The following is a 12,196-nucleotide window of genomic DNA, read 5'->3' as shown; positions in this document are numbered from 1 at the left end:
TGTCCATGCCCGAGACGGCGCGGGTGCTGGGCCCGCGCGACGACGTGACGCTGGTGGAGCGCGCCGACGCGGCGCTGCAGGGCGCGGACGCGCTGCTGATCGTGACGGAGTGGAAGGAGTTCCGCACGCCGGACTTCGACGCCATCAAGGCGGCGCTGAAGCAGCCGGTGGTGCTGGACGGGCGCAACCTGTACGACCCGGCGCTGATGAAGACGCTGGGCATCGAGTACCGCGGCATTGGCCGCGGTTGAGGCGGTCGTTCTCGGGGCATGCGGGCGTAGTGTCGTGATGACACGGGTGGCGCCCGCAAGCAGGGCTGTGGCGCAGGTCAGCTGCGCGCGGTGTTGCGCAGGCGGGTCAGCATGGCCAACCCGCAGAGCAGGCCGGCCCAGCCGGCTGGCTCGGGAACTGGCGTGATGGTGGCCCAGTTGATGAAGCCGGAGCCCAGGTCCATGACGTCGCCGGTCGAGTCCTTGATGTTGGTCAGCTCGATGCTGACCACGAAGGGCACGTTCAGCGCTGGGCTGGTTTCGAACGCGAAGACCGCCCACTTGAGGTTGCTGTAGCTCGTTGAGATGAAGCTGGCTGAGCCGCCCAGCGGGTCGGCCGTCCAGCCGCCCTTGATGACTTGCGGGCCGGCTTGGCCGTAGCTGGCGTTGCCTTTGCTGCTGAGCGCAGCCGTCCATTCGGCTACCGACCCCGGCCCGCTGGCCACTGGCGTGGCCAGGGCGTTGTCCCAGGTGAGGGTGAAGTCGAAGCTGCTGAGGTCCACCGCAGGCCGGGAGCCGAAGTAGAAGGTGGTGTCGACCGTGTTGCCGGGGTTGTAGGTGGCGTGGGTCAGGTACAGCGTGACTTCGTCCCAGAAGACGATGGCTTGGGCGGGCTGTGCGCCTGCCAGTGCGAGCGTTGCCATGGCGGCAAGGCGGGTGGGGCACCAGGCCGCCAGCGAGCGGTGTGCACGGCAGTGAGAGCTTGGCATGTCGAGTCCTTTGGCGGGCGGGATGCCCCGAGTGGACTCAGTGGACGGCCTTCGTCGTGATGCCGTCCATCCCTAAACGGCGGCTCGGCCGCCGCTCAGGCGAAGAGCGCTGGCCCGGCGCCGAAGTTGCCGACGTTGGGCAGCACGATCTGTTGCTCGCTGGTGTTCAGCCCCATCCAGCCGGCCAGGCTGCTGGCCAGTTGGGTGACGCCCGTGGTGGGCAGCAGGCGGCCGGCGCCGACGTCGGTGGACGTGCCCAGCGCGGTGACAGGGAAGTTTCCGAAGATCTGCCGGCCCTTGACGGCGCCGCCCGCCACGACATGGTGGCTGCCCCAGCCGTGGTCGCTGCCATCGCCGTTGCTCAGCAGCGTGCGGCCAAAGTCAGACGCAGTGAACAGCGTGACGTTGTTCTGCAGGCCCAGGCTGTTGAGTGCCGCCATGAAGTAGCTGATGGACTGGGCCACCTGGGCCATGTGCACGGGCTGGTCGCGCATCTGGTTGTTGTGCGTGTCGAAGCCGCCCATCTGCACCATGAACACCTGGCGCCGCATGCCCAGCGCCTGGTTGGCCGCAATGATCTGCAGCACCATGCGCAGCTGGCGGGCGAGGTTGATCTTGTCCAGCGTCGTGTTGACGCCGTTGAGCTGGGCAATCGTGGTGGCGGGGATGGTGGGCACATTGGCGCCCGCCAGTGCCGTTTGAAGCAGGGTGTTTGCGCCCAGGCTGCGCTGCATTACGCGGGCGTACTCCATTTGCAGCTTGTCAGTGGCGGTGGCGGCGTAGGCGCGCTGCAGCGCACTGCCAGCACTGGTGGAGCCGAATACGCTGGTGCCGCTCATGGCGTTGGCAGAGATGGGCCCCTCCACGCCCACCTGGTACTGGCTGACGTTGCTGCCCGCCAGGAACACGGCGTTGCCACTGGCCGAGACGGCGGTGAACACGGGCTGGGCGTTGGCGGACATGAGGATGTCGCCCATGCGGCCGCCCCAGCCCGATGGCGCGCCTTCCGGGGCCAGGCTTTGCCAGGTGGAGGCCTGGTCGTTGTGCGAGTAGAGCTTGGCGGGCACGCCCGAGCCGGCGAGGTATTCCGCCTTGGTGATGGGGCGCGTCAGCGGCCCGACGTTGGCGACGATGGCGGCCTGGCCGGCTTCGTAGAGCTCGCGCAGCGGCGCCAGCTCCAGCGGCATGCCGAAGGCGCGGCCTGCAGCCTGGCCCGTGGCCGTGATGGCCTGCAGCCGGTCGGCCTGCCAGGCCAGCTCGCGGCGGGCTGCGGCGTACTCGGCGTAGCCCGAGGCGTCGAGGGGGACGACCCAGTTGTGGCTGTCGCTGCCGCCGTTCAGGTACAGGCACACCAGGGCCTTGTAGCCGGTGGTGGTGGCGGCCTGGCTGTTCTGGCTGGCCATTGCCGCCAGGCCGGCCAGGCTGGTGGCCAGCGGCAGGCCGTGGTGCGGGATGGCCGCGCTGGCGGCCAGGCCGCTCACCGCCCGCAGGAAGCTGCGGCGTGAGGCGCCGGTGTGGGCAGGGCTTGTCATCGTTGCACCATGTATTCGGGTGAGGCCAGCGCCAGGAAGACGGCGACGCGGGCACGGTTGAGGTGGGCGGCTGCGCTGTTGCCGCTGACGCTGAGCATGGCGTCCATCAAGTCCTGCCGCAGCGTGCCGCTCATGCGGCCGGCGTACAGCAGCAGGTCCAGGCGGTCGATCACGGCCACCAACTGGCCGGCAGCCACCAGGTCTCCCAGCGGCTGGAGTTGGGCGCTGACGTCGGGGCCGGTGCCGGTCCAGCCCAGCCCGGAGCCGGCCATGCGTTCGGCCTGGTTGATCCATTGCGCGGTGGTGGTTTCGCTGACGATCTGCATCGTCGGCACGGTGATGCGCTCCGCGGAGAACACGGTGTTGGGCGGCACATAGCCGGGCCGGAAGTAGCCGAACACCGAGCCGGCATACAGCGGGCGTTGGCCCAGCGGCTCCAGGTCGCTGACGATGGCGTATTGCCCGGTGGCAGACGTTGCCTGCAGGCTGCGCATCCAGTGCGCCACGCGGGCAACGGGTTCGCGCAGCTTGCCAATGCCGCTGGCCGGCGGGTTGGTGGCCTCGCTGTCCAGCAGGATGGCGCGGGCCATGGCGCCCAGGTCGCCGCGTACGCCCTTGCCGTTGTTGTTGAACACCGCCGCCACGCGCGCCACATAGGCCGGGCTGGGGTGGCTGCTCACCAGGTGCTGAATCAGCTGCCGGCTGATGAAGGGGCCGACGTTGGGGTGGTTGAACAGGGCATCCAGGGCCAGCTTCAGGTCGGCTTGCGCGCCGTTGCCTGCGGGCAGCGTGACGCTCTGGGCCTTGCCGCTGAACAGGCGCTTTTCGCTGGTGGAGTGCAGGCCGGGGTAGGCCTTCATCGGCAGGATGTCGATGCGCTGGTCGGCGGCGGCGGTGAGCACCGGGCTGCGGTAGCGGAAGGTTTGTTCCGTGAGTTCGCCGTCCGGGAAGGCCCAGCCCCAGCCGGTGAACACCTTGGACAGGGCCAGCACGTCGTCGTTGCTGTAGGTCTCGATGGGCTGGCCGCCGGCGTTCAGCCGTGGGCTGCCGTCGAGGTTCAGCTCGTGCAGGCCGATGCTGAAGAGCTGCATCACCTCGCGGGCGAAATTCTCGTCCGGGGCGCGGCCAGAGGCCGCGTCTTCCGGGCGGTTGCGCATGTGGGAGAGATAGATGCCCATGGCTGGGCTGAGAGCCATCTGCTCCAGCAGATCGCGGTAGTTGCCGAGCGCATGGCGGTTGAGCGTGTCGACGTACTGCGCGTAGGCGCGGGCGTGGTAGTAGAGGTTGGAGTCGGCCTGCGACACCATGAAGACCTGGTGCAGCGCAAAGCCCATGCGGCGGCGCAGTTGGTCGGGGCTGGTGGCGGCGGCCTCCCAGAAGCGCTGGCCCACCCAACTGGGGTTGTAGCTGGCGCCGCCCGGGCGGTAGGCGTCACCCTGGTCGTAGCGGGCCTGCATGGCGGCCACCATGTCGGGGGTGAAGGGCAGCGCCAGCTGCTCGTCTATCCAGGCCGCCTGGCCGATCTGCGCGACGCGCTCGATGTCGGCCAGCGTTGGCCCGAAGCTGGCCTGTTGCAGCAGGCGCGAGACTGCGTGTTGTGCAGTGCTGGGGGCTGGCGTGAACGTCGGCACGGTGAACCGCAGCGCTCCGTTGGTATACAAGCCGCCACTGGTCGTGCTGGTGGACACGCCGTCTACAGCGGCCTCGCCGGCGCCTGCGTCGAAGATGACGCCGCTGGCAAACGACACCAACGTACCACTGTTGATCTGCAGGTACTGCACGAACAGGCTGCGATCCACGCCATTGACGCTGCTGTCGTTGGTGTAGACCACGTCGATGCGGCTTCCTGCCGCGAGCTTGGGCACGGCAAATCGATAGTCCACAGGCGTGCTGCTACGCACCTCCGTGCTGCCGACGATCACACCGTCCACACGCAGTTGCATGACCGCACCCACGCCGCCCGCGATGGTGGCGTAGGCGCGTACGGTGAGCGTGTCGGTGATGTTGGCTGAGGGCCATGTGCCTGCCAGGTTGCCGGCCGAGTAAGTGGCGCCTGCAGATGTGGGCGTGAGGAAGGTGGAGCCGGCGATGAGGTAGGCGACGTTGAGCTGGCGGGTGACGCCGTCCACGGTGCCGGGGTTGGCGAAGGTGACGGCCACCTTGCTGCCGGGCTTGAGGGCCGGGGTGGGCATGAGGTAGTCGGCCGGGGCGGTGCTGTTGACCTGGGCGGCGCTGACGGCGACACCGTCCACCCACAGCGTCATGAGCGCGCCCACGCCGCCGGCCGTCACCGCGCTGGCGCGCACGGTGACGGTGCTGGTGATGTTGGGTTCGGGCCAGGTGGCGCGCAGCGCACCGCCCCAGGCCATGGTGCCGCTGCCGGCGATGACATCGGCACCATCGAAGGCCGCTGCGCCGTTGCCGCGGTCATACGTGTTGCCGGCATTGCCCGGCAGCCAGACGGTGTTGGCGGTGGTGGCGTAAGCGATGAAGAGATTGCGGTCGACGCCGTCGACGGTGGCGTCATTGACGTAGGCGATGTCGAGCTTGCGGCCGGCGGTCATGGGCGGCACGGCGAAGCGGAAGTCGGCGTTGTCGGTGGACTTGACTTCGGCGCTGCCGACGAGGATGCCGTCGACCAACACTTGCATGACGGGCCCGACGCCGCCAGCGGGCGTGCCGCGAGCGCGGATGAGCAGGCTGTCGGTGAGGTTGGGCTCGGGCCAGTCGGCGTTGAGGGTGTTGTTGGTGGCCAGCAGCACGGTCTTGCCGGTGATGGCATAGGCCAGCTGCAGCGCGCGGCCGTCGGCAGGGTTGGTGTAGACGACCTCGACGCGCTGGCCGGGCTTGAGGGGCAGCGAGGGCAGGGCGATGTCGGCCGGGGTGGTGGAGCGCAGCTCGACGGTGCCGATGACGACGCCATCGACGAGCACCTTGACGATGGGGCCGACGTTGCCCAGCAGGCGTGCACTGGCGCGCAGCGTCAGCGAGTCGGTCATGTTGGGGGCGGGCCACCAGCCGCGCAGCGCACCGTTGGCGGTGAGCAGGTTCTGCGAGGTGGCCGCGAAGGTGACGCCGTCGTAGGCGGCCAGGCCGGAGCCGGCGTCCAGGAACATGTTGCCGGCGCTGGGCTGCATCACGGTGGTGCCAGCCATCAGGTAGTGCACGCGCAGGCTGCGGGCCGTGCCGTCAACGGTGGCTGCATTGGCGAGGGCGACATCCACGCGGCTGTTGAGTGCGATGGGCGGCGTGGCGAAGACATGGTCCACGGGCTCGGTGGACGAGACCTCGGAGACACCGACCACGATGCCGTCCACGCGCGCGATCATTTGCGCACCGACGCCGCCAGCAGGCGTGGCGCTGGTGCGGACGGTGAGGCGGTCGGTGAGGTTGGGTGCGGGCCAGGCCATGCGCAAGGCACCGTCCGAGTGAACGGTGGTGATGCCGGCGATGACGTTCTGGCCGTCGAAGGCGGCGGCGCCCGGACCCTTGTCGTAGGTGACGATGGCCGCAGTGGGCAGCACGGCGGTGTCGGCGGTGCTGATCTGCTGGACGTGCAGGTTGCGGTCCACGCCGTTGACGCTGCCGTCGTTGGTGTAGACCACGTCGACGAGGCTGCCGGGCTTGAGTGCGGGGATGGCCAGGCGGTAGTCGGTGGGCTGGGTGGCGCGCACCTCGACGCTGTCGGTGACCACGCCGTCCACGCGCACGGACATCATGGCGCCCACATCGCCCGCCAGGTTGGCGTGGGCGCGCACGGTCAGCGAGCTGTTTACGTTGACGGCAGGCCAAGCGCCGCTGAGGTTGCCAGCCGAGTAAGTGGTGCCGGTGGAGGAGGGCGTGAGGAAGGTGGAGCCGGCGATGAGGTAGGCGACGTTGAGCTGGCGGGCGACGCCGTCGACGGTGCCGGGGTTGGCGAAGGTGACGGCCACCTTGCTGCCGGGCTTGAGGGCCGGGGTGGGCATGAGGTAGTCGGCCGGGGCGGTGCTGTTGACCTGGGCGGCACTGACGGCGACACCGTCTACCCATAGCGTCATGAGCGCGCCCACGCCGCCGGCCGGTACGGCACTGGCGCGCACGGTGACGGTGCTGGTGATGTTGGGCTGGGGCCAGGTGGCGCGCAGGGCGCCGCCCCAGACCATGTTGCCGCTGGGCGCCACGATGTCGGTGCCGTCGAAGGCGGCGGCGCCGTCACCCCGGTCATAGGTGTTGCCAGAGGCTGAGGGCAGCCAGACGGTGTTGGCCGTGTTGGCGTAGGCGACGTAGAGGTTGCGGTCTGCACCGGCGACGGTGGCATCGTTGACGAAGGCGATGTCGAGCTTGCGGCCGGCGGTCATGGGCGGCACGGCGAAGCGGAAGTCGGCGTTGTCGGTGGACTTGACTTCGGCGCTGCCGACGAGGATGCCGTCGACCAGCACCTGCATCACAGGCCCGACGCCGCCAGCGGGCGTGCCGCGAGCGCGGATAAGCAGGCTGTCGGTGAGGTTGGGCTCGGGCCAGGCGGCGTTGAGGGTGTTGTTGGTGGCCAGCAGCACGGTCTTGCCGGTGATGGCATAGGCCAGCTCCAGCTCGCGGCCGTCGGCGGGGTTGGTGTAGACCACCTCGACGCGCTGGCCGGGCTTCAGGGGCAGCGAGGGCAGGGCGATGTCGGCCGGGGTGGTGGAGCGCAGCTCGACGGTGCCGATGACGACGCCATCGACGAGCACCTTGACGATGGGGCCGACGTTGCCCAGCAGGCGCGCACTGGCGCGCAGCGTCAGCGAGTCGGTCATGTTGGCGGCGGGCCATCGGCCACGCAGCGCGCCGTTGGCGGTGAGCAGTGATTGCGTGGTGGGCTGGGCGTTGACGCCGTCGTACGCGGACAGGCCGGTGCCAGCATCGAAGCTCATGCCGCCGGCGCTGGGCTGCAGCACGGTGTTGCCGGCCTTGAGGTAGTGCACACGCAGGCTGCGGGCCGTGCCGTCCACGGTGGCGGCGTTGGCGAACGCGACATCGACGCGGCTGTCCACGGCCAGGGGTGGGGTGGCGAAGACGTGGTCGGTGGGTTCGGTGGCGGTGACCTCGGTGGTGCCGACAACAACGCCGTCCACGCGCACGATCATTTGCGCCCCCACGCCGCCAGCCGGCGTGGCGCTGGCGCGGACGGTGAGGCGGTCGGTGAGGTTGGGTGCGGGCCAGGCCAGGCGCAGGGCGCCGTCCGAGTGAACGGTGGTGATGCCGGCGATGACGTTCTGGCCGTCGAAGGCGGCGGCGCCGGGACCCTTGTCGTAGGTGACGATGGCCGCAGTGGGCAGCACAGCGGTGTCGGCGGTGCTGATCTGCTGGACGTGCAGGTTGCGGTCCACGCCGTTGACGCTGCCGTCGTTGGCGTAGACCACGTCGACGAGGCTGCCGGGCTTGAGTGCGGGGATGGCCAGGCGGTAGTCGGTAGGTTGCGTGGCGCGCACTTCGACGCTGTCGGTGACCACGCCGTCCACGCGCACTTGCATGACGGCGCCCACATCGCCCGCCAGGTTGGCGTGGGCGCGCACGGTCAGCGAGCTGTTCACGTTGACGGCAGGCCAAGCGCCGCTGAGGTTGCCGGCCGAGTAAGTGATGCCGGTGGAGGAGGGCGTGAGGAAGGTGGAGCCGGCGATGAGATAGGCGACGTTGAGCTGGCGGGCGACGCCGTCGACGGTGCCGGGGTTGGCGAAGGTGACGGCGACCTTGCTGCCGGGCTTGAGGGCCGGGGTGGGCATGAGGTAGTCGGCCGGGGCGGTGCTGTTGACCTGGGCGGCGCTGACGGCGACACCGTCCACCCACAGCGTCATGAGCGCGCCCACGCCGCCGGCCGTCACCGCGCTGGCGCGCACGGTGACGGTGCTGGTGATGTTGGGTTCGGGCCAGGTGGCGCGCAGCGCACCGCCCCAGGCCATGGTGCTGCTGCCGGCGATGACATCGGCACCATCGAAGGCCGCTGCGCCGTTGCCGCGGTCATACGTGTTGCCGGCATTGCCCGGCAGCCAGACGGTGTTGGCGGTGGTGGCGTAAGCGATGAAGAGATTGCGGTCGACGCCGTCGACGGTGGCGTCATTGACGTAGGCGATGTCGAGCTTGCGGCCGGCGGTCATGGGCGGTACGGCGAAGCGGAAGTCGGCGTTGTCGGTGGACTTGACTTCGGCGCTGCCGACGAGGATGCCGTCGACCAGCACCTGCATCACAGGCCCGACGCCGCCAGCGGGCGTGCCGCGAGCGCGGATGAGCAGGCTGTCGGTGAGGTTGGGCTCGGGCCAGTCGGCGTTGAGGGTGTTGTTGGTGGCCAGCAGCACGGTCTTGCCGGTGATGGCATAGGCCAGCTGCAGCGCGCGGCCGTCGGCAGGGTTGGTGTAGACGACCTCGACGCGCTGGCCGGGCTTGAGGGGCAGCGAGGGCAGGGCGATGTCGGCCGGGGTGGTGGAGCGCAGCTCGACGGTGCCGATGACGACGCCATCGACGAGCACCTTGACGATGGGGCCGACGTTGCCCAGCAGGCGTGCACTGGCGCGCAGCGTCAGCGAGTCGGTCATGTTGGGGGCGAGCCACCAGCCGCGCAGCGCACCGTTGGCGGTGAGCAGGTTCTGCGAGGTGGCCGCGAAGGTGACGCCGTCGTAGGCGGCCAGGCCGGAGCCGGCGTCCAGGAACATGTTGCCGGCGCTGGGCTGCATCACGGTGGTGCCAGCCATCAGGTAGTGCACGCGCAGGCTGCGGGCCGTGCCGTCAACGGTGGCTGCATTGGCGAGGGCGACATCCACGCGGCTGTTGAGTGCGATGGGCGGCGTGGCGAAGACATGGTCCACGGGCTCGGTGGACGAGACCTCGGAGACACCGACCACGATGCCGTCCACGCGCACGATCATTTGCGCACCGACGCCGCCAGCAGGCGTGGCGCTGGCGCGGACGGTGAGGCGGTCGGTGAGGTTGGGTGCGGGCCAGGCCATGCGCAAGGCACCGTCCGAGTGAACGGTGGTGATGCCGGCGATGACGTTCTGGCCGTCGAAGGCGGCGGCGCCGGGGCCCTTGTCGTAGGTGACGATGGCCGCAGTGGGCAGCACGGCGGTGTCGGCGGTGCTGATCTGCTGGACGTGCAGGTTGCGGTCCACGCCGTTGACGCTGCCGTCGTTGGTGTAGACCACGTCGACGAGGCTGCCGGGCTTGAGTGCGGGGATGGCCAGGCGGTAGTCGGTGGGCTGGGTGGCGCGCACCTCGACGCTGTCGGTGACCACGCCGTCCACGCGCACGGACATCATGGCGCCCACATCGCCCGCCAGGTTGGCGTGGGCGCGGATGGTGAGCGACGGTGCCGCGCCCTCGCTCGCGCTGGCGGCCGACTGGATGACCCGGCGCGCGGGTTCCTCCGCTGCCGCCGGAGTTGCTGCCGGCGCCTGCTCTTGGCTGCTTCCACCGCCGCCGCAAGCCGCCAGCACGAGGGTTGTGCAGAGTGTCAGCACAAGCTTGGTGCGTGATGGGCGGCGGAGGAGCTGGGCGAACATGGCGGCAGAACGAGGGGCGGTGTCGTTCACGGGTACGGCGGATGGGCGGCATTCTGTCGGCTGGGCGGGCCGCCTGGCATGTGCAGATGTCGCGTGGCACCGCTGCCGGCCGTAATGCTTTGCAACGAGCGAGAAGCACGCCGCGCAATCAGGGTGCTAGGAATCGGGCGGCGCTTGCCGTGGCGCATGGGGCTGTGGGCGCTGGGCGCCGTTCAGCCACCCTCCCTGTATGCGCGGGGTGCCCGGCCTGGCGCGGGGCTTGCCGGGGTGAACACGGGTGAGAATGCGCCGGTCGTCGGGAACCGGCGGCTCGCTTGTCTAGCGCTACTTGGGGAATTCTGTGAAGGTACTCGTCACCGGCGCCGCCGGCTTCATCGGCATGCACGTCAGCCAGATCCTGCTGGCGCGTGGGGACCAGGTTGTCGGCCTGGACAACTTGAACGACTACTACTCGCCGCAGCTCAAGCACGACCGGCTGGCGCGGCTGACCGGCAAGCCGGGCTTCAGTTTCGTGAAGATGGACGTGGCGGATCGCGAAGGCATGGCCAAGCTGTTTGCCGACGAGCGGTTTGACCGTGTGGTGCACCTGGCTGCGCAGGCCGGTGTGCGCTATTCCATCGAGAACCCGCACGCGTACATCGACAGCAACATCGTCGGCTTCACCAACATCCTGGAGGGCTGCCGCCACAACGGCGTGCAGCACCTGGCCTATGCGTCCAGCTCCAGCGTGTACGGGGGCAACACGCAGATGCCGTTCTCCGAGCATCACAGCGTGGACCATCCCATCAGCCTGTACGCGGCCACCAAGAAGGCCAACGAGCTGATGGCGCACACGTATTCGCACCTGTTCGGGCTGCCGACGACGGGGCTGCGCTTTTTCACGGTGTACGGGCCCTGGGGCCGGCCGGACATGGCACTGTTCCTGTTCACCAAGGCCACGCTGGAGGGCAAGCCCATCAACGTGTTCAACCACGGCAAGATGGTGCGCGACTTCACCTACATCGACGACATCGCGGAGGGTGTGGTGCGCGTGCTGGACCGCACGGCCACGGCTGATCCGGCCTACGACCCTGCCCAGGCCGACCCGGCGCGCTCCAGTGCGCCGTACCGGGTGTTCAACATCGGCAACCATGCGCCCATTCAGCTGATGAGCTTCATCGAGGCGATCGAGCAGGCGGTGGGGCGCGAGGCGGTGAAGAACTTCATGCCCATGCAGGACGGCGATGTGCCGGCCACGCATGCGGATGTGGAGGAGCTGGCGGCGTGGACGGATTTCCGGCCGGCCATGCCGGTACCAGAAGGCATTCAGCGTTTTGTCGCCTGGTATCGGGACTACTACAAGGTCTGATGCCGACAGGCATGTCATGTGCGTGGGTTACAAACGCCCGGCGCCGGCGCCGGCGGATGGCGATTTGTTGTACGCGGGTGATGAGGTGGGGTGGGTTGTGACCCGCCGATGGGTGGCGCCGTGCAACGGTGCCGGCGGGTCGCGACCCGCCCTACGTGGTGCCGACGGGTGGCGATTTGTCGTACGTGGGTGATGAGGTGGGGTGGGGCATGACCCGCCGTTTGGTGGTGCCGCGCAACGGTGCCGGCGGGTCGCGACCCGCCCTACGTGGTGCCGACGGGTGGCGATTTGTCGTACGTGGGTGATGAGGTGGGGTGGGGCATGACCCGCCGCACGTGGGTGCCGGCGGATGGCGGTTCGTCGTACGTGGGTGATGAGGTGGGGTGGGGCATGACCCGCCGCACGTGGGTGCCGGCGGATGGCGGTTCGTCGTACGTGGGTGATGAGGTGGGGTGGGTCGCGACCCGCCGCACGCGGGTGCCGACGGATGGCGGTTCGTCGTACGTGGGCGATGAGGTGGGGTGGGTCGCGACCCGCCGCACGCGGGTGCTGACGGATGGCGATCCGTCGTACGTGGGTGATGAGGTGGGGTGGGTTGTGACCCGCCGCACGCGGGTGCCGACGGATGGCGGTCCGTTGTACGTGGGCGCTGAGGTAGGGCGGGTCATGACCCGCCGTTTGGTGGTGCCATGCAACGGTGCCGGCGGGTCGTGACCCGCCCCACGCGGTTTTATTGAACGAGGACAACGAATGAAAGTCACCGCCATCGGCACGGGCTACGTGGGCCTGGTCACCGGGGCCTGCCTGGCCGAGATGGGCAACCATGTGG

General features: G+C 69.2%; 7 protein-coding genes. 4 read left to right on the top strand and 3 right to left on the bottom strand.

All coding sequences use genetic code 11. The features are described from left to right. The coding region (locus ACG0Z3_RS22830) for a UDP binding domain-containing protein (RefSeq protein ID WP_394402271.1) at positions 1-251 on the top strand (251 nt) is incomplete at its 5' end. 77 nt (positions 252-328) lie between these two features. Here ACG0Z3_RS22830 and ACG0Z3_RS22825 read toward each other — a convergent pair. From ACG0Z3_RS22825 to ACG0Z3_RS22815, 3 genes are all read right to left on the bottom strand, one after another. Then, on the bottom strand, positions 329-913 hold the full coding sequence (locus ACG0Z3_RS22825; RefSeq protein WP_394402268.1) for a hypothetical protein: 585 nt from the start codon (positions 911-913) through the stop codon (positions 329-331). A 161-nt stretch (positions 914-1,074) separates the two neighbouring features. Further along, complete coding sequence (locus tag ACG0Z3_RS22820; protein WP_394402265.1) at positions 1,075-2,511, bottom strand: DUF1501 domain-containing protein; 1,437 nt, start codon at positions 2,509-2,511, stop codon at positions 1,075-1,077. Further along, a complete protein-coding gene (locus ACG0Z3_RS22815) occupies positions 2,508-10,019 on the bottom strand; it encodes a DUF1800 family protein (protein ID WP_394402263.1) in 7,512 nt (2,503 codons plus the stop codon). Before ACG0Z3_RS22815 ends, ACG0Z3_RS22820 begins: the two co-directional genes overlap by 4 nt. Positions 10,020-10,359: 340 nt before the next feature. Here ACG0Z3_RS22815 and ACG0Z3_RS22810 point away from each other — a divergent pair, with 340 nt between their 5' ends. The 3 genes from ACG0Z3_RS22810 to ACG0Z3_RS22800 all read left to right on the top strand — a co-directional run. Further along, the gene (locus ACG0Z3_RS22810; protein ID WP_394402261.1) at positions 10,360-11,367 is read left to right on the top strand and encodes an NAD-dependent epimerase; all 1,008 of its coding nucleotides are present in this window, start codon (positions 10,360-10,362) and stop codon (positions 11,365-11,367) included. A 321-nt stretch (positions 11,368-11,688) separates the two neighbouring features. Next, complete coding sequence (locus tag ACG0Z3_RS22805; protein WP_394402258.1) at positions 11,689-12,081, top strand: hypothetical protein; 393 nt, start codon at positions 11,689-11,691, stop codon at positions 12,079-12,081. Between the two features lie 36 nt (positions 12,082-12,117). Next, on the top strand, positions 12,118-12,196 hold a 79-nt coding region (locus ACG0Z3_RS22800), incomplete at its 3' end, for a hypothetical protein (RefSeq protein ID WP_394402076.1).

This window comes from Pelomonas margarita (assembly GCF_043555875.1).
Taxonomy (GTDB): Bacteria; Pseudomonadota; Gammaproteobacteria; order Burkholderiales; family Burkholderiaceae_C; genus Pelomonas; species Pelomonas margarita.
This window is presented reverse-complemented; position numbering and strand designations above follow the sequence as displayed.